Origin of the sequence: Phaeobacter piscinae, from assembly GCF_002407245.1 — a bacterium.
In the GTDB taxonomy this organism is placed as follows: Bacteria; Pseudomonadota; Alphaproteobacteria; order Rhodobacterales; family Rhodobacteraceae; genus Phaeobacter; species Phaeobacter piscinae.
Window position 1 is genome coordinate 3,529,246 of the sequence record NZ_CP010681.1, and the last position, 24,084, is coordinate 3,553,329.

General features: G+C 57.4%; 29 protein-coding genes. 11 read left to right on the forward strand and 18 right to left on the reverse strand.

Annotated features, from left to right (window positions below; genetic code table 11):
• The first annotated feature begins 21 nt into the window (after positions 1-21).
• Genes flhA through phaeop14_RS16770 form a run of 4 tightly spaced genes read left to right on the forward strand, consistent with a single transcriptional unit; the run spans position 22 to position 4,353 of the window.
• Positions 22-2,100: a flagellar biosynthesis protein FlhA gene (gene flhA / locus phaeop14_RS16755; RefSeq protein ID WP_420874970.1), complete on the forward strand. Its 2,079-nt coding sequence runs from the start codon at positions 22-24 to the stop codon at positions 2,098-2,100.
• On the forward strand, positions 2,097-2,876 hold the full coding sequence (locus phaeop14_RS16760; protein WP_096790159.1) for a flagellar biosynthetic protein FliR: 780 nt from the start codon (positions 2,097-2,099) through the stop codon (positions 2,874-2,876). The genes flhA and phaeop14_RS16760 overlap by 4 nt, the downstream gene beginning before the upstream one ends.
• Positions 2,873-3,952 carry a flagellar type III secretion system protein FlhB gene (gene flhB, locus phaeop14_RS16765; RefSeq protein WP_040175033.1) on the forward strand — a complete coding sequence of 360 codons (1,080 nt, stop codon included), beginning with the start codon at positions 2,873-2,875 and terminating at the stop codon, positions 3,950-3,952. Before phaeop14_RS16760 ends, flhB begins: the two co-directional genes overlap by 4 nt.
• Positions 3,952-4,353, forward strand: a complete 402-nt coding sequence (locus phaeop14_RS16770) for a hypothetical protein (RefSeq protein WP_024098948.1) — start codon at positions 3,952-3,954, stop codon at positions 4,351-4,353. The genes flhB and phaeop14_RS16770 overlap by 1 nt, the downstream gene beginning before the upstream one ends.
• A 75-nt stretch (positions 4,354-4,428) precedes the next feature.
• On the opposite strand, the gene phaeop14_RS16775 is transcribed toward phaeop14_RS16770, so the two are convergent.
• From phaeop14_RS16775 to phaeop14_RS16815, 9 genes are read right to left on the reverse strand one after another with little or no spacing between them, the layout of a single operon-like run.
• A complete protein-coding gene (locus phaeop14_RS16775) occupies positions 4,429-4,917 on the reverse strand; it encodes a flagellar basal body-associated FliL family protein (protein ID WP_024098949.1) in 489 nt (162 codons plus the stop codon).
• A gap of 9 nt (positions 4,918-4,926) precedes the next feature.
• Positions 4,927-5,667 (reverse strand): flagellar basal body L-ring protein FlgH, encoded by a 741-nt coding sequence (flgH, locus tag phaeop14_RS16780; protein WP_040175032.1) that lies wholly within the window; start codon positions 5,665-5,667, stop codon positions 4,927-4,929.
• On the reverse strand, positions 5,667-6,083 hold the full coding sequence (gene flgA, locus phaeop14_RS16785) for a flagellar basal body P-ring formation chaperone FlgA (RefSeq protein WP_040179057.1): 417 nt from the start codon (positions 6,081-6,083) through the stop codon (positions 5,667-5,669). Before flgA ends, flgH begins: the two co-directional genes overlap by 1 nt.
• Positions 6,083-6,868, reverse strand: coding sequence for a flagellar basal-body rod protein FlgG (flgG, locus tag phaeop14_RS16790; RefSeq protein ID WP_024098951.1), 786 nt, complete (start codon positions 6,866-6,868; stop codon positions 6,083-6,085). Before flgG ends, flgA begins: the two co-directional genes overlap by 1 nt.
• Positions 6,869-6,878: 10 nt before the next feature.
• On the reverse strand, positions 6,879-7,595 hold the full coding sequence (locus phaeop14_RS16795; protein WP_040175026.1) for a flagellar hook-basal body complex protein: 717 nt from the start codon (positions 7,593-7,595) through the stop codon (positions 6,879-6,881).
• Complete coding sequence (locus tag phaeop14_RS16800; protein ID WP_040175025.1) at positions 7,595-7,867, reverse strand: flagellar biosynthetic protein FliQ; 273 nt, start codon at positions 7,865-7,867, stop codon at positions 7,595-7,597. The genes phaeop14_RS16795 and phaeop14_RS16800 overlap by 1 nt, the downstream gene beginning before the upstream one ends.
• 4 nt (positions 7,868-7,871) lie before the next feature.
• On the reverse strand, positions 7,872-8,168 hold the full coding sequence (gene fliE, locus phaeop14_RS16805) for a flagellar hook-basal body complex protein FliE (protein ID WP_014876464.1): 297 nt from the start codon (positions 8,166-8,168) through the stop codon (positions 7,872-7,874).
• Between the two features lie 44 nt (positions 8,169-8,212).
• Positions 8,213-8,605 (reverse strand): flagellar basal body rod protein FlgC, encoded by a 393-nt coding sequence (gene flgC / locus phaeop14_RS16810; RefSeq protein ID WP_014876465.1) that lies wholly within the window; start codon positions 8,603-8,605, stop codon positions 8,213-8,215.
• 12 nt (positions 8,606-8,617) lie between these two features.
• Complete coding sequence (locus phaeop14_RS16815) at positions 8,618-9,007, reverse strand: FlgB family protein (RefSeq protein WP_040175301.1); 390 nt, start codon at positions 9,005-9,007, stop codon at positions 8,618-8,620.
• 88 nt (positions 9,008-9,095) lie between these two features.
• On the opposite strand from phaeop14_RS16815, the gene phaeop14_RS16820 reads away from it, so the two are divergent.
• Positions 9,096-10,424, forward strand: coding sequence for a FliI/YscN family ATPase (locus tag phaeop14_RS16820; protein ID WP_096790160.1), 1,329 nt, complete (start codon positions 9,096-9,098; stop codon positions 10,422-10,424).
• 696 nt (positions 10,425-11,120) lie between these two features.
• On the opposite strand, the gene flbT is transcribed toward phaeop14_RS16820, so the two are convergent.
• From flbT to phaeop14_RS16845, 5 genes are all read right to left on the reverse strand, one after another.
• Positions 11,121-11,525: a flagellar biosynthesis repressor FlbT gene (flbT, locus tag phaeop14_RS16825; protein ID WP_014876468.1), complete on the reverse strand. Its 405-nt coding sequence runs from the start codon at positions 11,523-11,525 to the stop codon at positions 11,121-11,123.
• Positions 11,526-11,527: 2 nt separating this feature from the next.
• Positions 11,528-11,899, reverse strand: a complete 372-nt coding sequence (gene flaF / locus phaeop14_RS16830; protein ID WP_040175021.1) for a flagellar biosynthesis regulator FlaF — start codon at positions 11,897-11,899, stop codon at positions 11,528-11,530.
• A gap of 81 nt (positions 11,900-11,980) precedes the next feature.
• Positions 11,981-12,793 carry a flagellin N-terminal helical domain-containing protein gene (locus tag phaeop14_RS16835; RefSeq protein ID WP_040175019.1) on the reverse strand — a complete coding sequence of 271 codons (813 nt, stop codon included), beginning with the start codon at positions 12,791-12,793 and terminating at the stop codon, positions 11,981-11,983.
• A 208-nt stretch (positions 12,794-13,001) separates the two neighbouring features.
• On the reverse strand, positions 13,002-13,361 hold the full coding sequence (flgN, locus tag phaeop14_RS16840; RefSeq protein ID WP_040175017.1) for a flagellar export chaperone FlgN: 360 nt from the start codon (positions 13,359-13,361) through the stop codon (positions 13,002-13,004).
• Positions 13,354-13,644 (reverse strand): rod-binding protein, encoded by a 291-nt coding sequence (locus phaeop14_RS16845; protein ID WP_040179059.1) that lies wholly within the window; start codon positions 13,642-13,644, stop codon positions 13,354-13,356. Before phaeop14_RS16845 ends, flgN begins: the two co-directional genes overlap by 8 nt.
• Positions 13,645-13,880: 236 nt before the next feature.
• On the opposite strand from phaeop14_RS16845, the gene fliK reads away from it, so the two are divergent.
• The 6 genes from fliK to phaeop14_RS16875 all read left to right on the forward strand — a co-directional run bounded on the left by fliK (position 13,881) and on the right by phaeop14_RS16875 (position 21,405).
• Positions 13,881-15,485 (forward strand): flagellar hook-length control protein FliK, encoded by a 1,605-nt coding sequence (gene fliK, locus phaeop14_RS16850; protein WP_244905784.1) that lies wholly within the window; start codon positions 13,881-13,883, stop codon positions 15,483-15,485.
• A gap of 4 nt (positions 15,486-15,489) precedes the next feature.
• Positions 15,490-16,182: a flagellar hook capping FlgD N-terminal domain-containing protein gene (locus tag phaeop14_RS16855; protein ID WP_040175009.1), complete on the forward strand. Its 693-nt coding sequence runs from the start codon at positions 15,490-15,492 to the stop codon at positions 16,180-16,182.
• Positions 16,183-16,252: 70 nt separating this feature from the next.
• On the forward strand, positions 16,253-17,101 hold the full coding sequence (locus tag phaeop14_RS16860) for a phosphotransferase family protein (RefSeq protein ID WP_420874971.1): 849 nt from the start codon (positions 16,253-16,255) through the stop codon (positions 17,099-17,101).
• A 183-nt stretch (positions 17,102-17,284) separates the two neighbouring features.
• A complete protein-coding gene (locus tag phaeop14_RS16865) occupies positions 17,285-18,271 on the forward strand; it encodes a glycosyltransferase family 2 protein (protein WP_096790163.1) in 987 nt (328 codons plus the stop codon).
• A complete protein-coding gene (locus phaeop14_RS16870) occupies positions 18,268-19,968 on the forward strand; it encodes a DUF5927 domain-containing protein (protein WP_040179069.1) in 1,701 nt (566 codons plus the stop codon). Before phaeop14_RS16865 ends, phaeop14_RS16870 begins: the two co-directional genes overlap by 4 nt.
• A 6-nt stretch (positions 19,969-19,974) precedes the next feature.
• Entirely contained in the window at positions 19,975-21,405 is a 1,431-nt protein-coding gene (locus tag phaeop14_RS16875; RefSeq protein ID WP_096790164.1) for a nodulation protein NodH, read from the forward strand.
• Positions 21,406-21,426: 21 nt separating this feature from the next.
• On the opposite strand, the gene phaeop14_RS16880 is transcribed toward phaeop14_RS16875, so the two are convergent.
• From phaeop14_RS16880 to phaeop14_RS16895, 4 genes are all read right to left on the reverse strand, one after another.
• Entirely contained in the window at positions 21,427-21,891 is a 465-nt protein-coding gene (locus phaeop14_RS16880; RefSeq protein WP_014876479.1) for a PTS sugar transporter subunit IIA, read from the reverse strand.
• Between the two features lie 43 nt (positions 21,892-21,934).
• Positions 21,935-22,498 (reverse strand): ribosome hibernation-promoting factor, HPF/YfiA family, encoded by a 564-nt coding sequence (gene hpf / locus phaeop14_RS16885; protein ID WP_014876480.1) that lies wholly within the window; start codon positions 22,496-22,498, stop codon positions 21,935-21,937.
• A 338-nt stretch (positions 22,499-22,836) separates the two neighbouring features.
• Positions 22,837-23,595: an LPS export ABC transporter ATP-binding protein gene (gene lptB, locus phaeop14_RS16890; protein ID WP_024098965.1), complete on the reverse strand. Its 759-nt coding sequence runs from the start codon at positions 23,593-23,595 to the stop codon at positions 22,837-22,839.
• Positions 23,595-24,074, reverse strand: a complete 480-nt coding sequence (locus tag phaeop14_RS16895; RefSeq protein ID WP_096790346.1) for an LptA/OstA family protein — start codon at positions 24,072-24,074, stop codon at positions 23,595-23,597. The genes lptB and phaeop14_RS16895 overlap by 1 nt, the downstream gene beginning before the upstream one ends.
• Positions 24,075-24,084: the final 10 nt, after the last annotated feature.

Genomic DNA, 24,084 nt, shown 5'->3' on the forward strand with positions numbered 1-24,084 from the left:
ATTTTCGTGCCAAACATTGATATGCAAAAACTGTTCAGCCCAACCGTACTGCTGGCAATTGCGCTGATGTCGATCATCGTGATGATGATCCTGCCGATGCCCGCCTGGGTGCTGGACATCGGGCTGGCCGCCTCCTTTGGGTTGGCGATTCTGATCTTCACCATCACGCTATTTATTGAACGTCCGCTGGATTTTTCGTCTTTTCCGACGGTTCTCCTGGCCTCCCTGATGCTGCGTCTGTCGCTCAATGTGTCGTCGACAAAACTGATCATCGGTCAGGGGCACACCGGTACCGATGCGGCAGGGGGCGTGATCGAAGGATTTGCGCAATTTGTGATGGGCGGCAGTGTTTTCCTTGGTCTCGTGGTGTTCGGCGTGCTGCTGATCGTGAATTTTATGGTCATCACCAAAGGTGCCGCACGGATGGCCGAGGTTGGCGCCCGCTTCGCCCTGGATGCTATGCCGGGTAAACAGCTGGCCATCGACAGCGACATGTCCGCTGGTGCCATTGATCACGCAACCGCGCGCGACCGCCGGGAGACGGAACAGCGCGAGACGACGTTCTTTGGCTCTCTGGATGGTGCGTCCAAATTTGTGAAAGGCGACGCGATTGCTGGTCTGCTGATCACTTTGCTGAATCTGATCATGGGCCTGATCATGGGCGTTCTGATCCACGGAATGCCGGTGGTCTCCGCGTTTGAAACCTATGCGATCCTGACGGTTGGCGATGGTCTGGTATCGCAAATTCCGTCCGTGATTATTTCCATCGCCGCGGCGCTGCTGCTGGCGCGCGGGGGTGCCACCGGGTCCACCGATATCGCGCTGGCTGACCAGTTGGGCAAACACCCGGCGGCCTTGGCCACTGTGGCCATTCTCATGGCGCTGTTTGCTTTGGTTCCCGGCCTGCCTTTCATTCCTTTCATGGCTGGTGCGGCTGTGCTGGGCTACACCGCCTACCGGATGAGCAAAAACCTGAAGGACCGCGAAGAAGCCGAGATGGAAGAGCAGATCGAAGAGGTCATGGAGCCCAAGGAAAACCGGGCCCTTGGCGATATCCTTGATCTGGACGACCTGCACCTGGAGTTTGCGCCCGATCTGGTGAGCATGGTGCTGGACGCAGGGACCGGCCTTGATGCCCGTATCGCCAACATGCGAACGCATGTGGCCACGACATTCGGGCTGATCCTGCCTGAAATCCGCCTGACGGATGAGCCGGAACTGATGACAGGCACCTATGTGATCAAGGTTCAGGGCGTCGAACAGGTGCGCGGCATTCTGCATCCGGAAATGGTTCTGGCCCTGATGCCGGACAATCATGATGCCCTGCCGCCGGGCACAGATGTCACCGAACCCGTCTATGGTGCTCCGGCGCGCTGGATTTCCTCAAAGGCGCAGGAAGATGCTGCACTGTCGGGGGCGACAATTGTGACGGCGCCAGAAATTTTGGCAACGCATCTGCTGGAAGTGATCAAACAGAACTTCCCCCGCCTGCTGACACTGAAATCGCTTCGCCGTCTATTGAATGAGATGACCGAACTGACGGATGAGTTCCGCGCCGAAGCCAATCGAAAGCTGCTGGATGAACTGGTGCCGGACAAGGTTCCGATCGACACATTGCACACAGTCCTGCGGCTGCTTCTGGAGGAACGCGTCTCTATCCGAAATATGCCGCTGATTCTGGAGACCATCGCCGAGGCCCGCCTGCACACGCCACAGCCTGAGATCATCTGTGAACATGTACGCCAGCGGCTGGGGTTCCAGCTGGTTGGTGAGATGAAACGCGAAGATGGGACCATTCCGCTGATCCAGCTGGCGCCTGAGTGGGAGGAGACATTCTCCACCTACCAGATCGATGCCCAGGGCGGTGCCGTCGATATTGCGCTGCCGCCGGAACAGTTCAACCGGCTGGCCGAAGGGCTGAGTGAGCGGCTGAACACCACCACGGAACAGGGCGTATTTGCAGCGGTTGTGACCTCAACCCGGCGCCGTCGATATTTGCGGACAATCCTCAAATCGCGTGGCATCCTCAACCCGGTCCTGTCATTCGAGGAGATCGGACTAGAAGCCAGACCGGCGCTCGTTGGTATGGTTCCCGCATGAATCTCGACTTTCTGCCACCTGAGCTGGTCGCCCTTCTGGGCGCCGGCTTTTGGCATGGGGCCATCGTCTTTCTGCGGATTGGGGCAATGGTTTCTGTGCTGCCTGCCTTTGGCGAAAAATATGTACCGGTACGGATCAAACTGGCGATTTCCCTGGCGTTCACATTCATCGTGGCGCCGGCCTTGCCGATACTTCCGCCACCGGCCAGCCCATTGCATTATGGCAGCCTCGCACTCAGCGAAGCGGTTGTCGGTTTGGCGCTGGGAATGGCGATCCGCATGTTTGTTCATGCTATTCAGATTGCCGGCACTATTGCCGCACAGTCGACCTCTCTCGCGCAGGTATTGGGAGGTATCGGCGCAGAACCCATGCCGGCAATCGGTGCGGTCTTGCTGATCTCTGGTCTGGCGCTAGCGGTGATGTTGGGTCTGCACATCCGGGTGGCTGAATTCATGATCTACAGCTACATGATGTTTCCGGTGGGTGAATTTCCGAGCGCGTCAGGGCTGTCGGACTGGGGGGTGCACCGGGTATCGCGTAGTTTTGCGATGGGCTTCTCGCTGGCAGCACCATTCCTGATCGGCTCGATGGTTTATAACCTGACATTGGGTGTCATTAACCGCGCGATGCCTGCGCTTATGGTGGCCTTTGTAGGTGCCCCGGTTGTGACCTTCGGAGGTCTGGCAATTCTGATGGTGGCCAGCCCGATGATCTTGGATATCTGGAGCACGGCGCTCATGGGCTTTTTCGCCAATCCGGGTGAGGGGATGCCATGAGCGACGACGATTCAGACAAGTCATATGAGCCAACACCGCAAAAGCTTGAGAAAGCTCGTAAGAAGGGGGAGGTTCCGAAGTCGACGGACCTCAATGTGGCAGCAGCCTATCTTGGTCTGATTGTTGCAATCTATGTATCGGGCGCGGATGTGGTGGAGGAGCTCGGGACGATATTGATGTCGTTCCTGGACCAACCCGATCGCTTGGCCGATTTGTTCTTCGGCGGCGCGGGCACTGTCCCGCTTGGTGGCATATTGATGGCGGTCGGCACGTCCAGCCTGCCGATATTCATTGTACCGATGGCCGCCGTTTTGCTCTCGATCATCGCGCAGCGTGCTCTGGTTTTTGCGCCGAGTAAGCTGGAACCAAAGCTCTCAAAAATTTCGATTATTTCTAACGCAAAGAACAAATTCGGGCGTTCGGGATTGTTCGAGTTTTTCAAAAGTACGGTCAAGCTGGTGCTGTATTCGGTCTGCATGGGCATCTACCTCAATTTTCGGCTGCCAGACATGATTGCCTCTTCGGCCACCGGGGCGTTTGTTGTTGTGATGATGATGGCGCAGCTGGCGCTGGAGTTCCTGATCCTTGCGTTGATCATCGCGCTGGGTATCGGTGTGATTGATGCGGCCTTTCAGCAGGCAGAGCACAATCGAAAGAACATGATGTCCCGCCAGGAGGTCATGGACGAAGCCAAGGAAGCTGAGGGCGATCCGCATCTGAAGGGCGCGCGTCGGCAGAAGGCACATGAAATTGCTATGAGCCAGGGTGTCGCCGATGTGGCCGAAGCTGATGTCGTGATCGTCAACCCGACCCACTACGCGGTGGCGCTGAAGTGGGACCGCGCACCTGGGCAGGCCCCCATATGCGTGGCCAAAGGTGTGGATGAGGTGGCCGCCGTTATCCGAGAAGTTGCCAATGAGAACGGTGTTCCGATCCACAGTGATCCGCCCACCGCGCGCGCGTTGCATGCGGCGGTCGATATCGGCCAGGAAATTCACGAAGAGCATTATGCACCAGTTGCCGCTGCCATCCGCTTTGCGGAAAAAATGCGTCAACGGGCTAAGGGGATGGTGTAATGAAACAGAAGATGCTGGACCAGATGGCAGATGTGACAGAGGCCATGTACCTGCAGGAGCATGCCAAGGTGAAACCGGTTCTGGATGCTGAGGCGCGGGTGCGCGGCCAACTGGCAAAACTGGATCAGCAGATCAAGGACAGTCGCGAAATGGCTAATTCCGACCACGCGATGAAAGCACTTGGCGCGGATCTTCTGTGGCAGGGCTGGCACAGCCGCACCCGCCGCCAACTGAATATGGAATTGGCGCAGATTACCGCGCAGAAGCTGCGGGCAATGGACAATCTGCGCAAAGCGTTCGGCCGCAAGCACGCGGTAGAGACGATGGCGATCCAGGAGCGCCAGCGGGTGAAGAAGGACAGGGCGCAAAAGCTGCACAACCGGTTGATGAATATGGAATGAAATTAACGCAACATGTTTGTATCAAAAAAGGCCGGTTCATCTGAACCGGCCTTTTCGTTGATGTAGAACCGAGCTTCAGACATCTTGTCGTGACATTTCCACGATCAGCACATCATAAATATCCTTGCCCAGTTGCTTCTGTGCAGCTTCGCGCAGAGCGGTTCGCAGGGGCGTCAACATGTCCGACCGGGTGAAGGCACCGCGAAAACCGCCCATATTGGCGTGATCGAACAGCACTTGCAGGAAGACATCCCGCAGCTTTGGCTCGTAGGCGTGGATTTTCTCGTTCATCCCGGCCTTGGTTTCCAGGCTGAGAGAGATCACCACCAGTGAGGAGAGCTGTTCACGCTCGACAACTGGAACGACGAATTGATTCGCCATCTTGATGTATTCGCGCTGCTCTTCCTCTTCGCCCGGCAGTTCAGGGGTGATTTCTTCGGCGTGCTCGCCGCTGTCCTCGGCGTGCTCTTCCGGGGCGGGGGCCGGGGCCAGCATGACCCCCGCGCCGATTCCACCGGCGGTCCCTACAAGGAGCAGAATGACGGGCAGTAGTTTTGACAACATATGCAGGCCTCAGAATGGCAGGATCACGTCCAGCACCTGCTGGCCGTAACGGGGTTGTTGAACATCGGTGATTTGGCCGCGGCCACCGTATGAGACCCGCGCGGAGGCGATCTTGTCATAGGTGATCTCATTCTGGCGGCTAATATCGTCGGGGCGCACGTAGCCTGTCACCAACAATTCGCGCATCTCGAAGTTGACGCGCAGCTCTTGTGTGCCGCTGATCGACAGTACACCGTTTGGCAACACATCCACCACGGTTGCGGCGACTCGCAGTTCCAGTTTCTCGCTGCGCTTCACAGAACCTTTGCCGCCGGAGCTGCTGCTGCTGCCGATATCAACGGCATCAGCCATCGACGCCCCTTCGGGCAGTTTCCGATCTAATCGCTGGGGCAGACCGAGCAGTTGCGGAACCGCCAGACTTTCGGAGCCGGAGCGCGACCGCTTGGTATCGTTGGAGATTTCTGCCTCTTCGTCGATTTCGATAACGACGGTCAGGATGTCACCCTGTTTGGTTGCCCGACGATCCCCCAGCAGAGACTGACGCGATCCGCTCCAGAGGGACGCCTGATCAACCGGGCGTTGGGTCTGCGTGTTTACAGGCAAGCCCTGAAACAGCATAGCGACATGTTCAGGAGATTCACTTGCGGGGCTGAATGTCGGTGGTTTGCCAACATGATCCAGTCGTCCGCAGGCGCTCAGCGTGATCATAGCCGCAAGGGCCGAATTCGCCAAAAGGGTTTTATTTTTCATCAGTTTACCTCAACTGTTCCATCTGCGGCGATACGCCCGCTGATGGTCGTGCGTGACGATAAGTTCATGACGCGGATTGCTTCGCCATCAGCACCGCGACCAAGCGAACGGCCCTCGGCCAGAATGGTCAGACCACCACGTTTGAACCGAATGGTGACCAAGTCGTTGCGCTCGACGATGGCTGGCGGGCCAACATCGCCCGGGCGCACGGGCCGCCCTGCATAAAGCGCCACGCGGGCTTCTTGGCCAATTACCAAAGACGGATCGGAGATCGCGCCCAGCACCTCGGCCTGCTTCAGAACCAGATCCTCGGCCGTCACGATTTCCTTGGCCCGGATGGTTCGCACCGGGACCAGGATGTCGGCCCAGGCGGGCTGGGCACAGAACAGCATAACAATGGCGAGGATCCGGTTCATTAGCGTACCTGCGTGGTTGCGCCCATCATCTGATCGACGGCAGAGATGACCTTGGCATTCATTTCATAGCCGCGCTGGGCTTCGATCAGTTCCGTGACCTCGCGGACGGCATCCACCGAGCTGGCCTCCAGATAGCCCTGACGCAGGGTGCCGAGGCCATTCTCACCGGGAGAGGCAACGGTGGCCGCACCCGAGGCTTCGGTCTCCACAAAAAGATTGCTACCCAGGGCTTCCAGGCCTTTGGGGTTGGAGAACCCAGCCAGCGTCAGCTGTCCCATCAGCTGCCCTTCGGCGGTTTCGTCAAAATAGGCGTAGACCTCACCATCGGCATTGATCGAGACATTGCGCGCGTCGCTGGGGATGGTGATATCCGGGGAGACAGTGAAACCGTCGGAGGTGACAACCAGACCTTCGGCCGACCGTTTCAGCGCCCCGTCTCGGGTATAGGCGGACTGCCCGGAGGGGAGTGTGACCTCAAGATAGCCTTTGCCGTCGATGGCAACGTCCAGATCATTCCCGGTCTGTGTCAGGGCCCCCTGCGCCAGATGAATGGAGATGGCAGAGGCACGGACGCCAAGGCCCACCTGCACACCAGTGGGCAGCACCGTTCCGTCGGAGGCATTTACCGTGCCGGCCCGCGTAACCTGTTGATAATGCAGATCCGCAAATTCCGCACGCCGAGCGTTATAGCCCGTAGTGTTCATATTCGCGAGGTTGTTTGAAATTGTCTCAACGCGCAGCTGCTGCGCGGTCATTCCGGTTGCGGCGATCTTCAGGGCGCGCATGGGCTTACTCCTACGACTTCGTCAGGTTTTTGATGGCATTGCGGACACGTTCGTCTTCGGTCTCGAGAAAGCTCTGGCCCATTTCATAGGCGCGTTGAATTTCGACCATTCGTGCCAGTTGGGAGATGGCATTGACGTTGGATCCCTCCAGAAAACCCTGGAGCACGCGGGCTTCGCCAGCGCCTTCGATTTCGCCATCGACGCGGAACATAACCCCGTCTTCGCGGACCATCTGATAATTCTCTTCCGGCTTAAAAATACCGATTTGCCCGAGCGCTCGTCCATCTGCGCTCAGTGTGCCGTCGGCGCCGAATTTGATTGATTTGGCATCGCCAGGAATGAACACAGGCGCGCGACCGGCATCCAGGACCCGATGACCGTCCATGGTGACCAGGTCACCTTGGGCGTTGGTGGAAAACGCGCCCGACCGCGTCAGCCGCTCACCCATTGGGGTTTCGACCATGAAATACCCATCGCCTTCAATGGCAAGATCCAGGTCACCGCCCGATTGGGTCAGGGCCCCCTGGGCCATTGAGGTGTTGCGGATATTTGCCCGCCCCATCGACAGGGATTCCTGACCGGGAGCGGATTGAATAAATTCGGAAAAAATAACCCCTTCGGCCCGGTATCCGGTGGTGGCTGAGTTGGCGATATTATTTGCGACCACGCGCATTTCGCGCATCAGACCGGATTGGCGGGACAGGGTGGTGTAACCGGTGTCTCCCATTACAGACCTCCTGAGATCAGCGGCACGACGTGCCCATCAAAAAAGGCAACCAAGGTCTGCGTCATGAAACCCATGGTCATCCAAAAAACGACAAGAATAGCAGTAAGCTTAGGTACAAAGGTCAGGGTCATTTCCTGCACCGATGTCAGGGCCTGAAACAGGCCGATGGCGAGACCAACAACCAACGCAACCAGCAAAATCGGTGTCGACATCATTACGGCTGCCCAGAGAGCCTGGCGCAGAGTGTCGTAGAAAAGCCCATCGCTCATCATGGGCTTATACCGGCATCCGCAGAATTTCCTGGTAGGCTTCCACTACCTTGTTGCGGACTGTCACTGCGGTTTCCACCGCAAGTTCGGTCTGGGCCAATGCTTGAACCAGCGCGTGAGGGTCGCCATTGCCTGTCATTGCGGTGACTGAAACTTGCTCGCTTTGCTGCAGTGTGCCGGCGAATTCCTCAAAACTGGCTTTGATCTTGGCCTCAGCGCTGCTGGGCATGTGCTCCGGATCGACCTTAGTCGCGGGGCGTGCGGCGGCGTAGCCAGTGGTGGCGGAAAGACTGCGAATATCCATTCTGGATCTCCAAGTATGTCAGTGTGTTTCAGTAAATCTCGGTGTTATCTGCGCAACAGGTCCATCAGTGATGACGACATTTGCCGCCCCTGTTCGAACATTTTGAGGTTGGCCTCGTAGCTGCGCTGAGCCTCGCGGGCGTCGGCGATCTCAATCATCAGGTCTACATTCGATCCTTCATAATGGCCGCTCTCGTCAGCCAGCGGGTGAGAGGGGTCAAAAACCTGCTCCAGATCTGATCGGTCCAGACGTACAGGACCAACCTCTACCTTCTCAACATCGGAGCGCAGATCGCGCACCGCTTCAAAGGGGACGGTCTTGCGGCGATACCCGGGGGTATCTGCGTTGGATATATTCTCCGACACATGACGCAGGCGGCTCGCCTGGGCTTTCAATGCGCTTGCAGAGACAGAGAGGGATTTGGAAAATTCGCTCATGTTCTAACCTTCTCAGTTCCGGCCAAGGCTGCTGCGCAACACGTTCATCGAAGATTTGTAGATCGCCAATGCACGGTCATGCTGTCGCTTGACCTCAACCCCCTTCAGGATCTCGCCTTCGATCGAGACGGTGTTGTCATTAGGATCACCGCCGCCGCGCGTTGTCGTGACAGCCCAGTCCATGCCGGAGCCGGCGGTGCCATGCAGATGGTTGGATCGGCTGGCGATCATATCACCCGCGCGGGGCCCTTGCGCATAGACTTCTTTGAAAGGCTTAATGTCCTTGGCGTGATAGCCAGGTGTATCGGCATTGGCGATGTTCTGCGACACCAAGGCCTGGCGCTTCCCTGCATGGGTGGCCATTGAGTAGGCAATCTTAAAGACGTTCAGTTCTTTAAACACCGGGGCTTCTCCCTCGATCAATTTCAATCAAGGCTTAACCCTGATTCCTTTAGAAATTGTTTTCAGGAACAGTTGGAGACACCAGAACATGATCTCAGCCCTCAACGCATTGACCCAGGATTTGGCGAACAAGAAGCTGTCGTCAGCCGTAGGTCGCGTGTCCGAAATTTCAGGTGGCGCGATCACGGTGTCGGGGTTGAATGGCCAGGCACGTATCGGGGATCGGTTGATTCTTCGTCGGGCGGGGAGCGATCCATTGGAAGGTGAGGTTATGCGAATTTCTGGTAGTGAAGTCAGCATGTTACCAGATAAAGCGCCGGATCGCGTCGCCGTCGGGGATGCCGTTCTATTGCACCCTACACCGGATTTCGCCCCGGCTGACAGTTGGATCGGACGCGTGATCGATCCCTTTGGTGCACCTCTGGACGGGCGGCCGATGATGCGTGGCGAGGCGACGCGGGATTTGATGGCCGAGCCACCAAAAGCCGCCTCACGCCGTCCGATGGGAGAGCGACTCGCAACAGGTCTCGCGGTTTTCAACACAATCCTGCCGATCGTAAAAGGACAGCGTGTCGGTCTTTTTGCTGGGTCAGGTGTGGGGAAATCGACGCTGTTGGCCACGCTGGCACAGAATATGGAGGCTGATGTCGTGGTTATCGCGCTGATCGGGGAGCGCGGACGTGAGGTCAACCACTTCGTAAAGGATGTCTTGGGCGACGAAGGAATGCGGCGTGCAGTTGTCATCGCCGCCACATCAGACCAATCAGCGCTGGTGCGCCGCCGATGCGCTTGGTCGGCAATGGCCGTGGCAGAGCATTTCCGCGATCAGGGAAAAAATGTGCTGTTCCTAGCAGATTCGGTGACCCGATTCGCTGAAGCACATCGCGAGATCGCCGTTTCATCTGGCGAAGCGCCGGCCCTGCGCGGATACCCGCCCTCGGTGACACCCTTGATTACCGGTCTCTGTGAGCGTGCGGGTCCCGGCAGTGGCGACCAAGGCGACATCACCGCTATTTTCAGCGTGCTCGTCGCAGGTTCCGATATGGATGAGCCGATCGCTGATATCCTGCGCGGCGTTCTGGACGGACATATCGTGCTCAACCGTGAGATTGCGGAACGAGGGCGATTCCCGGCTGTAGATGTCTCGCGATCGGTTTCCAGAAGCCTGCCTGCGGCTGCTACAGCGGATGAAAATTCAGCCATCCTGGACGTTCGGAAATATCTCGGTGCTTACGAACAATCTGAGGTTATGATCCGCGCGGGCCTGTATTCCGAAGGCAATGATGTGACCCTGGATCAGGCTGTGAAACTCTGGCCAGAGTTGGATTCGTTTTTTGGCAGGTCAGATCCTGAAGGTGTGCAAAGCAGTTTTAACCGCCTGATGCTGATGATGCGTCGAGCAGTGGCGATCCGGTAAGTCTGCTGTGTAGTGGCAGGCAAGCCTGAAACAAATCAAACGCTTTTCCGTGAAGTAGGTATAGTAGGCGCTGAGGCGTTCATTGAGGTGGTCATATTGTGATGGGTTGGGAAAAATTCTATCCCATCGATATGGTGCGGACTACCGGTAAAATTGTAGGGTCGATACATTTGAACCTGCGGGCCTGCGCAATTCGTCACGCTGGAGGCAGCTCCTGCACTGTTGCTGAAAGGAGATTGTGGCCTCGAGGACGTCTCCTCATGCCGAATGGCTCTATCCCCAAAGAATCGCAAGGTGATTGCTTCGTTGGTGTTGGTTGGACCGATGGACTTGTAACGCCGAAAGCGTGATGTGCGCGCCAGGGATTTCGATACCCGGCTCGGGCACCTGCGCCTAAGTCAACATCGCTGCCGCCCACCCCACAATTTGGTGAGGCGTGTTGTCGGCATGGTTGATGCGGAACGCATTTCAGAATGAGCTTACCGACCTGAAGGCGGCAATCCAAAACGGAACCGTGAAGCACGGCAGCGCAGCGAAGGCACTTTCCGCAGTTATCGGAGAGGAGTCTTCAGTGGCCGAATTTCGTCAATTTTTCTTTATAAATATAAGGTTACCGCGACAGGTAATGTCCAGGTTCCTTGAGCGCGGAATAATTCCAGCCGACAGTGCAGCTTTGCCACACAGTCGGCTGAGAACTCATGATGGGCGTACGGCCATCAACCGATCCTCACGTGGCAACAAAGTGCGCAACGCTTTCAAGCATCGATAGTGATTGTCGGAGAGGACGGCATCGGTGGCCTCTGCCAGGGATGCACGACTGTCAGGGTCCGTGAACACCTGGCTCAGTTCCTCGATTCGGCGTAGCATCTGAAGGCGATCCTCCTCGCCATCGACATCGCCAGACAGTACCAACTGGGCCGCGTAACATACCCGGCGTACAGGAGTATTTGCTTCTTCCGGGTGGATGGCATCACGTAGCCGCAGGATATTTGCATCCGGGGTTACGATGGACAATCGACTACGGCGATCTCCGTTTTCAATCACTGCACCGTTCACCAATACCCGCTCTTTCGGGGCAAGTTTCAGGACCAATCCGCTCATATTCAGGACGCTCCGCTGCGAAGGCCACGCATGATGGCCGTGTTGATTTCCACCAGAAGTCGTACATCCGCTTTGCGGGCCAGGACTTTGCTGGTGTGTTGATGGGTGAATTCCCCAAGCGAGAGCAGCTGAGCTTTCAATTCGTCCGGGAGAGGATTTCCAGGACTGGCAACTTCGACGGAAAAGATCGACCAGAGTTTGCGATTGTCGGTCAGCGCTGCGGCAAGTTCGGTAAAGCCTGGCTTACCTTTTTGGGCTGCGGCGACGATGCGACGGGTTACGCGGGCGATGACTTCGTATTCGAGGTTTTTTGCAGTTCGAGTCGGGGCCTTTGCCGCCGAATAGGCGCTCTTCGCCTTTAGAAGGGCATTCACGTGTTATCCTAACATGTAATCTACAGATTCTCTGCGATAGGGAACCAGGGGCGCCTGACGACGCCCCTAGTCAAGCTGCTATTAACGGAACAGCTGCATCAGGGTTTGCGGCGCCTGGTTTGCAATCGACAGGGATTGCACCGCCAACTGTTGCTGAGTTTGAAGGGCTTTAAGCCTCGCAGAAGATTCTTCCATATTCGTGTCGGTCATCGTGCTGACACCCATCGTCAGGGAGTCGGAGAGTTTCGATACAAACATGCCTTGGTCAGACAGTCGGTTGGAATCCGCACCCAGCTGGGCTGCTGCATCGATGGCGTTACCGAGCATGGTCTCGATCTCGGTCAGAGCAGTCGAAGCAGTTGCAACGTCAGAAATTGCGGTGATCCCGGCGGTACTGATATTTGTCGCAGAGTCGATCGCGGTCACGGTGATGGCATCCGCAGATGGATCCAGGCCACCCAGAACGGTCAGCGATGTAGTGACGTTGTCATCAAGCAGGTTTGCACCGTTGAATTCAGCTGAATCGATGATGGATTCAATCTGTGCTGCTTTCTTGGCGATGCTATCCTGGATCTTTGCGTGGTCAACGTTCTCCGAGTTTGCGGAAATCGCCAGCTGCTTCATCTCGGTCAGAGTTTCAACGATCTGCTCGGCACCGGACAGAGCCACGGCAACAGTCGCTTCGCCAACGCCCAGAGACTCCTGAACCGACTTATAGCCGGAAATATCAGAGTCCATGGTTTTGGAGATCGCCCAAACCGCGGCGTTGTCCTTGGCCGAACCGATCCGTTTACCGGTGGAGATCTGGCTCTGGGTGTCGTCAAGGTTGTTGTTCACGGACTGCAGAGTCTGCAGTGCAACCATTGCGCCATTGTTAGTCAGAATGCTGGACATAGCATGTATTCCTTTGATTCGAGGCGTTTTGACCTCTGGTTTCCCTGCCCCGAAGGGCGCTCTCTGACGTCTTTCTGACCATGCGTTCCGCCGTCCGGCTTCCGCGCCACCCTCTGTTGAAGGTGCAAAGTGACATTGGCCTACTATGTGCTAAAGGAGTGCTAATGCCGGAAATTCCATTGCTAGAATTTTCTCTAAATTGGGTTGGTTATGCGCGTTTCTCCAGGCTGGGCGTGCCACCGGTTGCAAAGCGGGTTTTGCGGCCTGACTGATCATAGACATCGAGCCCCTTGCGCACACGTCTCAGTTCCGCCATCCGGGTCGCGACCGCTCGGATGCCTTCCATGGCGCTGTCCAGCAGAACCTGATTGCGAGACACTTTGCCCTGAACATGTTCCAGCGCTTCACGCTCCAGATCAGCGGTCGTATTAAGTGTCGTTATGATCGCCTCCTTCTTGGCAAGCAGAGGTTCCAGCTCCTGCAGATTGCCACTCACCAGCGCCGCGCGCTCAGCATCCAGGAGGGTATCAAGTTCTTCGATCAGCTGTTGCGGTGTTTGTTCAGTCATTGTCCTGTGCCTCTTTCAATGCGTGATAAAGTGATTCTGCCAAGCCGACGCCGCCCGCTTTGGTGATTTGCTCCGCCTGCGCGCGCACCAGAAAACTGGAAAACTGGTCCTCACCAGCGCCGCCGCCCATTGTCTCGCGACTTTCGCCAAGACCGGCGGATTTCAACATTTCTGTAAGGAAAGTCGCCTCAAGTTCCTGTGCGGCCTTGCGCAGCGGATCTTGTGGCGGGGGGGTGATGGCAGCTGGACGCTGCATCGCCGGAAGTTGAGCAATCGGTTCCATGATGTACCTCGTTCTGAGATGTCGAAATTGCTTCGATTTTTTCTATTTTGGCGGATGATCGGTTAAAATTGCCGTAACCGATTGGCGTTATGGTGTTGGCATCGAGATAGAATGTCTGGAAGCCAATGTTTATCAACGCAGTTACAAGCCCCACCTCTGGTGGCGCTCAGGGATCGGAGAAGATCCAGCAAGGCGAATCGGCAAAATCGCGTAAAGGCGCAAGCTTTGACGCGGTTATGGCAAAGACTGCAAATTCGTCAGAAGACGCAGGAAGCGACGTAGCGCAGGTAGAGGAGGTTGCTGAACAGCAGGCCACCACTGCGGGTGCGTCGGAAAAGACAAATCAGACAACACAGGATGGTGACGCTGAGGCGGCCAGGGGCGAGGTTCCGCAAGAGGCAGTGGATCAGGCGGCGGCCAAGGAGGCCGCAGCAGATCCTGAGGTTCCGGCGATTCCCGCGCAGCTGAATGTCAATGTAACCCCGCAAAAGTTGACTGAAAACGGTCGACGCGATGGCGCAACTGCGGAGAACGCCGAACGCCAGTCCGCCGCTTTGCCTCAGCCAGATGTTGAAGGCGCGGGGGCAGCGGGTGAAGTCAATTCATCTGCCGAGGGTTCGCCGGATCGTGCCGCTGTGGCGCCGGGTACAGGTACTGATGCAGCGGCCGCTGCTGAGGTCTCTGCAAAGGTCGGTTTGCCGTCTGAGGTAAAAAGCGATGGATCTAAGGGCAGCCCTGGCAATGCACCAAAAGCGTCTACGGAAACGGGCAGCCCCTCGCAGCAGTTGGTCGCAGATGCGGAAGGCCAATCAACACCGGGGCTGCGCAGCGATTCGGCAGCCGCTGAGGCCGAGGCGGCGCGTGATGTCGCTGTGGATGGGCGTAGAACTGGGGCCCAGGCAAACATTACACCACTCGGGCCAAGAGGTCGGATCGTGCAAACCGATGCCGTCTCCAATCCTGCAACAAGCACTCAGCCAGAGGTGAAACCCGCCGCGGCTTCTGCAACGGCGGCAGCGCAATCCGAGATGGTGAAGGACGCTGCGAAACCGTCGGTGGTGGGGCAAACCCAACCGGTGCAACAGGCGAACACGGCGGCCACTCCGACACCGCTGGAGGGGACGCCTTCGCCGGTGCGGGAAAACCTGGAGGCGCGGCGCACAGCTGTTGAACAGATGCGTTCACCCACGCCCACGCAGACCGCTGCGATACTGCCTCAGGGTACATATTCGGTTGCCAGCTTTGGTCTCGGCGCAGGGGCTCTTTCCGCGGCTATGCCGACATCTACCTCGGCGCTTGCTATCGATCCGGCGCTCTCAGCGGAGGTGGGCGGCAGCGCGGTGTCCGGTGGTAGCAGCGGGTTTGAGTTGCCTGGCCTGTCACAGCTGCTGACAGAAGCAACGCTAAGTCCAGGGACTGTGCATAAACCTGAAACGCCCCGCCTGATCGCGAATCAGATGGCCGAAGCGCTGGCAACGAAGGGAGAGCGTAACGTCGATGTTGCGCTCAATCCCAAGGAGCTGGGGCATGTGAATATGCGCGTCTCTGTCACCGAGACGGGAGTCAGTGTCATGATTCAGACTGAGCGCGCTGAAACTGGTGACCTGATGCGGCGTCATATCAATGAGCTGGCGGATGAATTTAAGCGGATGGGGTTTGAGGATATTTCGTTCCAGTTCTCGGGCGATGAAGCTTCGAATCAAAGCGGTGGCCGTGGCGAGGCGCATACCCAAGCCGGCCGATCCGCCGGGCTTGGTGATGAGGATCTGGCCGACCTTCCTGCAGAACCGATGACGCAATCACTCAACCTCGGTGAGGTTGGGCTTGATATGAGGATTTGAGATTATGACGACGAGCGTAACGGGTGCGTCTGCATCGCAACAACAGCAAGCGGCGTCGACCGCCTCGGCTGAGCCAAAGAAAACCACAGGGATCGCCTCTGATTTTGAGACCTTCCTGAAGATGCTTACCGCACAGGCGCGGTATCAGGATCCTTTGGAACCGATTGATTCAACAGAATACTCGGCGCAGTTGGCGCAATTCTCAATGGTTGAACAACAGGTTCAGGGCAATGAGGTTCTGGAGGGGATCCAAGCACAGTTGGGTTTGGCAAACATGGCTGCCATGTCCGGCTGGGTGGGTATGGAAACCCGGTCGGCAGCACCCGCCTACTTTGACGGGGCCAACCCAGTAACCGTCTCGCCGAACCCGGCCCAGATCGCTGACACTGTGCATCTGGTGGTCAAGGATGACACTGGCAAGGAGGTGCAGAGAATCAGCCTTCCGGTTTCGGCTGAACCTTATCAGTGGCAGGGTATTGATGACGACGGATATGCGTTTGATCCAGGCAGCTACAGCTTCACGCTGGAGAGCCAGAAAAACGGTGAAGTTGTCCTCTCCGATACTGCGGAGACCTACACCCGGGTGAAAGAAACCCAGATGCGTGGCAACGAAGTGGCCTTGATCCTGGAAGGCGGCTCGGCGATCTTGGCATCATCGGTGACAGCGCTGCGCGAACCTGTGGCACCCGCAGTCTGACGCACAAGGGCACCGGAGACCTGGCTCGTGGGTAGCATGAGCCGAAACCACGGAGCCTGACCTGCCAAACCTGTCGCCATATTTTATCGCCCGCTTTCTGGCATATCTGTCGGACTGCGGCGTGAGCGATGCCAGACCTACACCTCTTCTGGGGGGGCGCTCCAACCGTGTCTGGCGTTTGGGCGGGATTGTGGTGAAACTCTATGGCGACAGTCATGCCAACCCGCTCTTTGCCAATGATGCCGCACGCGAATACGCAGCGCTTCAGGCCCTGAATGGCACAGCATTTGTGCCAGAACTGCTGACATCCGGTCAGTTTGAGGGGCATGATTGGCTGGCATACCGGCACTCGCCGGGCGTGACCTGGTCGTCGGGCAGCGCAGAGGTGGCGGCACTACTTGGCCGGTTGCATGCACAGCCCGTGATACCGGGTTTGCCGGCAGGTGTGTCCGGCAGTGCGGCGATCAAAGACCAGACCCAGTCCATTCTGGCCAATTGCGGCAATGCCGGTGATCTGAACCGGCTTGAGCCCGGCAGGCAGATACCGGCAGCAGGGCGCAGGGTGTTGATCCACGGCGATCCTGTACCCGGAAATATCGTGGCCTCCGCCGGCTGTCTGACGCTGATCGACTGGCAATGCCCGCAGATCGGAGACCCGGCTGAGGATCTTGCGCTGTTCCTGTCTCCCGCAATGCAGCAGGTCTATCGTGGTGCGCCCCTGACAGGGGCAGAGGAGGCAACCTTCCTTGCGGCCTATCCGGATCCGGAGATCACCGCGCGCTACCTGTCGCTGAAACCTTGGTACCACTGGCGCATGGCCGCCTACTGCCAATGGCGCGGCGAACGGGATGGTGAGCAAAACAGCCTTGCCTATCGCCTGGAACGGGCCGCCCTGGAGGCCTGCCTGGAGCATGTGTGACCCACTCAGGGACATGATCTCGCAACAACAGCGTCAATCCCAAATTCATTGTTTCCAAATAGCTTACATGGCATATTGTGCGGAATGTCGCTGGCGGTGATGCAGTCGGGTTGACGGCAGTCCGAGATGGCACCTTTGCAACCGGGGATGGAAGCAGTCTTGAGCCTTTGGGAGTCTTATCGCATGCGGCTGCGGCGGAAACGTCGCATCCTGCGTGCCATGCGCAAGTCCCGCGAGCTGTCAGCGGTTCAGGACCAGACGGATAATATCCGGCCGGGCGATATCCTGCTGGTAACCACCCTGCGCAATGAGCAGATCCGGTTGCCCTATTTTCTCGACTACTACCGTAAACTGGGCGTCAATCACTTCCTTATTGTCGACAACGGATCGGTGGACGGCGCGCGCGAGTATTTGCGCGGCATGCCGGATGTCTCTGTCTGGCACACTATGGCAAGCTACAAGCGCGCTGGATTCGGCATTGACTGGATGAACCATTTGAAACGACGCTATGCTCATGGCCATTGGGTTCTGGTGGTCGATCCGGATGAGCTGTTCATCTACCCTTTCTGCGACAGTCGACCCCTGCGCGCGCTGACGGACTGGCTGGACAGTTCGGCTATCCGCAGCTTCTCCGCGATGCTGATTGATGTTTACCCCAAGGGTAAGCTGGATGCTGTGTCCTACCACGCCGGGCAGGATCCGCTGGAGATCGCCAATTGGTTCGATAGCGGCAATTACTCGTTCAAGCGCAATCCGACCTATGGCAACCTCTGGATACAAGGGGGTCCACGGGCGCGGGTGTTCTTTTCGGATCAACCGAAGAAGGCGCCAGCCTTGAACAAGATCCCGCTGGTAAAATGGGATCGGCGCTATACCTACGTCAGCTCGACCCATGCCCTGCTGCCGCGCGGCCTAAATCAGGTCTATGAGACCGACGGCGGTGAGAAGGCCAGCGGCGCGCTCTTGCACACCAAGTTTCTGCACACGTTTGTCTCCAAAGCTGAGGAAGAGATGCTGCGTGGGCAGCACTACGCCGGGTCTGCCGAATACAAAGCCTATGCTGAGGTCGCCGAAGATCAGCCCGAGCTTTGGTGCAAGTGGAGTGAGAAATATATCAACTGGCGCCAGCTGGAGATTCTGGGCCTGATGTCCAAGGGGAATTGGGCATGAGCGCTGTCGGAATCGTCATGCTGGTCCACACGGCGCTGGATCGTGCAGAACAGGTGGCCCGGCATTGGGTGGCAGGGGGGTGCCCTGTTGTTTTGCATGTCGACAGGAAGGTCCCACAGGCAACGTATGCGGCGTTCAAGGCTGCGTTCTCCGGTGACCCGATGGTGCGGTTTTCGCGCCGGCATCGCTGCGAATGGGGCACTTGGGGAATTGTCGCGGCGTCGCAGTCTGCTTCGGAGCTACTGTTGGCCACATACCCATCAGTGCGACATGTTTTTCTGGCTTCCGGATCCTGCTTGCCGCTGCGGCCAATAGCAGATCTGGTCGACTATCTCGCCGCGCGACCGCGTACTGACTTTATCGAGAGCGCCACCACCGCTGATGTGCCGTGGATTGTCGGGGGGTTGGATGTCGAGCGTTTTACACTGCGCTTCCCCTTCTCATGGAAAAAACGGCGCTATCTCTTTGACAGATACGTCTCGCTGCAACGCAAATTGGGCATCCGGCGCAAGATCCCCGACGGGTTGGTCCCGCATATGGGCAGCCAGTGGTGGTGCCTGACGCGGCAGACCCTGTCGGCCATTTTGGAGGATCCGGACCGGCCACGGTATGACCGATATTTCCGCAAGGTCTGGATCCCGGATGAAAGTTACTACCAGACGCTTGCGCGGCTCTATTCCGGTAATATCGAAAGCCGGTCCCTGACTCTGTCCAAGTTTGATTTTCAGGGCAAACCGCATAATTTCTACGATGATCATCTTCAGCTTTTGCGCCGCTCGGATTGTTTTGTTGCGCGCAAGATCTGGCCTCATGCGGACCGGCTTTATGCAACGTTTCTGGGGGATCGGCCGGATGTGATGAAGACCAGTGAACCCAATCCGGGCAAAATTGATCGGATTTTTGCTAAGGCGGTTGAGCGCCGGACCCGAGGACGTCCAGGATTGTATATGCAAAGCCGACTTCCCGCCAACGGGCTGGAAAATGGCATTACCTGCAATCCCTATTCGATGTTTCAGGGATTTTCTGAGCTGTTCGAGAATTTTGAGGAGTGGCTTACGCAGGTAACGGGCGCCAAGGTACACGGGCATCTGTTTGCACCTGATAGCGTTGAATTTGCCGATCGCCAGACGCTGATCAACGGCGGTCTCAGCGATAGTGCGAAGCTGCGTGATTACCATCCGAAGGGGTTTCTGACCAATCTGATCTGGAACACACGCGGGGAGAGACAGTGTTTTCAGTTTGGGCCACAGGACAATCAGGCCATCAACTGGCTGGTGGCGCGTGATCCCAATGCGCAGGTCTCGGTGATTTCCGGCGCCTGGGCGGTGCCTCTGTTCCGGTCCAACAGAAATTTCGCTGACCTGCGACGCGAGGCGGCGCGATTGCAGCAGATTGAGGCCAAGCATATTGAGATCCTCCGCTCCAAATACGTGAAGGCGCGGGTGCGGATCTGGTCGATGGCGGAATTTGTCGAGTCGCCGATGGAGCCGATCCAGACCATCCTGGATGAATTTGGGGCGCAGGCGCAGCGTCATCTGAATACCGCGCCGACAATGGTGGATCTGGCGGGTTTTGGCCAGTTTCTGCAAAACCTCAAGAACCAGGGGATGCACCCCTATCTGATGGGCGATTTTCCGGCGGAACAAGGGCCGTTGAACATGCCCAAAACGCCGCGCAAACCTTATCTGGTACAGTAACGAACCATGCCTCAGAACTTTGATTACTTCGTTGTGTTTGCCGAAATGCGCACCGGCTCGAATTTTCTTGAAGCCAACCTGAACGCGCTGGATGGAGTCACCTGCCACGGTGAGGCGTTTAACCCGCATTTTATCAGCTACCCAAACCGCGAGACGACGCTGGGGTGGACGCAGCAGCGGCGTGACGGTGATGCACTGGGGTTTCTGAACCGTTTTCACAGTGCAGAGGGGGGGCTGAACGGGTTTCGTTATTTCCATGACCATGATCCGCGCGTGCTGGACCAGATCCTGGACAATCCGCGTTGCGCCAAGATTATCCTGACCCGAAATCCGGCTGACAGCTATGTCTCCCACCAGATCGCTCAGAACACCGGCCAGTGGAAATTGACAAACGTGAAACGTCGCAAAACGGGGTTGGCAACGATCAATGCGGAAGAGTTCGCGCGACATGTGGCAGAGCTGCAGAGCTTTCAGGTTACCCTTTTGAACCGGTTGCAGAAATCTGGGCAGACGGCGTTCTATGTCGCCTATGAGGATCTGCAGGATCTGGAGGTTCTCAATGGTCTGGCCAAATGGCTGGGGATTGAGGCCCGGCTGGACCGGCTTGATGACAGTCTCAAGCCGCAGAACCCCGCCTCGCTTGAGGAGAAAGTCGCCAACCCGCAGGAGTTGGACCGCGCGATGGCAGGGTTGGATCGGTTCAACCTGTCGCGTACCCCGAATTTCGAACCGCGGCGCGGGCCGGCGGTCCCTGAATATGTTGCCGGGCAACAGCTGCCGTTGCTGTTTCTGCCGGTCAGTGGCGGGCCAACTGATATTGTCTGCGGCTGGATGGCCGGGCAGGAACCCGATGGCGGAGAGGCGCTGATCTCGGGGATGAACCAGAAACAGCTGCGCCAGTGGAAGCGGGGCCATCCCGGATTTCGCAGCCTGACCGTGCTGCGCCATCCCGTCGCTCGCCTGCATCATGTTTTCTGCACCCGTATTCTGGACACCGGGCCGGGATCGCTGCGCCAGATTCGCAATCTGATGCGCAATCAGTTCAAGGTGCCTCTGCCGAAAGATGCCGCAGATGGGTCATACACGCGGGACCAGCACTGTGCGGCCTTTGCGAAGTTTATTGAGGTGATTGGCGCCAATCTTGCGGGCCAGACCGGGTTTCGCACCGATGCGTCTTGGGCGACGCAGGCACAAACGATTGCCGGGTTCGCAACGATCCAGTCGCCTGACCTGATCCTGCGGGAGGCAGATTTGGCGCTCACGCTGCCGGATTTGGCCAGTTGGCTTGGAGGGTCAGAGAGTGTTTTGCCTGCTGCGCCGGAGATGGATCATCCCTACAGTCTGGCAGATATTTATGATGCCGAGCTGGAGGCACAGATCGCGTCGGTGTATCAGCGCGATTATTTGTTGTTTGGATTTGGAGACTGGGGTGCATGACCACCAGATGACCAGATCGGATCAGGCTGCCTGAACGGACTGATCTTCGGTCAGGATGGTGTGGAGTGTTGCCGGATCCGGATTTGCCCGCAGTTTCGTGCAGAAACTCTGCTCGCGCAGGGTGCGCGACACCAGTGCCAGGGCCTTCAGATGCTCAACACCGGCATCTTCAGGTGCAAACAGCGCGAATGCGATGTCGATTGGCTGGCGGTCTACAGCGCCAAACTCCAGCGGAGTGTCCAGCACCAGAAACACGCCAACCACCTTGTCCAGTCCATCCAGACGTGCGTGGGGCAGGGCAACGCCGTGTCCGACCCCGGTGGGGCCAAGGCTTTCGCGATCCAGCAAAGCCTCGACCGTTGGTTGCGCGGGCAGCCCGTAGGCGAGTTGAGCAACATCTGCAATCTCTTGAAACAGACGCTTCTTGCTGGATGCAGCACCAAAGACACGAACGGCCTCTGGCTTCAGGATGTTAGAAATCTGCATACTTCGATCGCTCCGCTCAACTCACGTAAGACGCCGTGACAGGTTACGGATCGATCCACCCGATATTCCCGTCTTCCCGACGATAGACGACATTCAGGCCGTCTTTGCCTTCCTTGCGAAACACCAGAACCGGGGCGCCTGCCAGTTCCATTTGCATCACGGCCTCACCAACCGAGAGGGATGGAATTTGCGTTTCCATCTCGGCGACGATGATTGGCTGCAATGATTCTGGTTCAGACTCGGTGCCGGCGTCTTCAGAGGCGAGGATATAAGAGCTAGCGCCGGAGAGTTCAACCGGCTCGCTCCGGTCGCGGTGATGGTCCTTCAAACGGCGCTTGTAACGGCGCAGCTGTTTTTCCATTTTTTCACAGCAGGCCTCAAATGCGGCATAAATTTCAGTGGCATGCGCTTTTGCTTGTGCGGTCAGACCAGTGGACAGATGCACGGTCGTTTCACAAACATATTCATGCGCAGACCGCGAAAAGACGACATTGGCGTCAGTCGGACGTTCAGCATATTTCGCGACCGCCGCTCCAAGCTCCGATTGCACATGGGACTGCAACGCTTCGCCAATGTCGATCTGTTTTCCGCTGATTTGGTAACGCATGTGATCTCCTTCACAAATAGACCTTCAAAACCCAGTCCAGGCCAAGCCTGGCTGCTCTCGCTTCAGTTTTGAAAGTGGGATTTAGGCAAGACAGTCGATTGCATTCGTCTGGGCCTTGTTAACAAGGCTGGAGCGAGGACAGCATCGGACTGCGGGTTTGCCATGTCTCAATTCGATGCCAACGAGGCGGGAGAGTCAATGCAAATCGGCGTCAATCGGTTACCCAAATATGAGGAGGTAGCGGGTTTCCACCTGTTGTCAGATAGTTGACGAATGGCACTCAGCAAGAACGGCGATAGGATGCAGAGGCGACCCATCCGGAATTGCGGCTGGTGCGATCAGGAAATTCGGAAATTATCGCCGAGATAGACGCGGCGGACATTCTCATTGTCGACCACCTCGGCCGGGGTGCCGGACATCAGCACCTTTCCGTCATGCAGGATATATGCCCGGTCCACAATCTCTAGTGTTTCGCGCACATTGTGGTCAGTGATCAGTACACCGATACCGCGTTTTTTCAGATCGCCGACCAGATGGCGAATGTCGCCGACAGAGATCGGATCCACCCCGGCGAAGGGCTCATCCAGCAGCAGATACTTTGGGTCTGCCGCCAGGCAGCGGGCGATTTCAACGCGGCGACGCTCACCACCCGACAGGGCCAGGGCCGGCGCGCGGCGCAGATGCTCAATCGAGAAATCTGACAACAATTCCTCAAGCCGTTCGCGTCGTTTGTGAGCGTGCTTCACCGCGATATCCAGCACGGAGGAGATATTGTCCTCCACCGAGAGACCACGAAAAATCGACATCTCCTGCGGCAGGTAACCGATCCCCATGCGGGCGCGCCGATACATCGGCAGGGTGGTGGCATTCTGCCCGTCAATCGTGACAGAGCCTGCCTCCGGGAACACCAGCCCGGCAATGGCGTAGAAGCTGGTGGTCTTACCCGAGCCATTGGGGCCGAGCAGAGCCACGACTTCGCCCCGGTCCAGCGACATGGAGACGTCGCGGATCACCACCTTTTTGCTGTAGGATTTGCGCAGCTTCTCGATGCGCAGGCCCGAGCTGCCGTTGGTGACTGTCAGTTCCGGTTTTGCCATCAGTCGCTGCCGCCGTTGAGGATGGTCTTGACGCGGCCGGACAGGCTTGCGGTGCCAGTGGTCAGATCCACCACAAGACGGTTGGAGGTCAACGTACCCGTTGACTGGCTCAGCAGGACATTGCCCGTCATCACCACAGTGCCGGAATCGATGGTATATTCGGCCTTGTCGGCCTCAGCAGCGTCGGGGCCATTGACCAGGATCACGTCTCCGGTGGCTTCCAGCCGCTCGACGCCGGTCTTTCCGGTTTCGTCCTGTTTGTAAATCACCAGAACATCATTGGCCGACAGGCGCATCACACCCTGAATAATCACCACATCACCGATAAACCGCGCCGAGCCATCAGCCTGATTTACATCCAGTGTTTCTGCAGTGACCTCAACCGGCTGGGAGGGGTCTGCCTTGACCGCGCCAAATGCAATGGACGCAGATTGCGCCGAAAGTCCTGTGGAAAACAGGGTGACCGGCAGGCAGAACATCAAAACACGC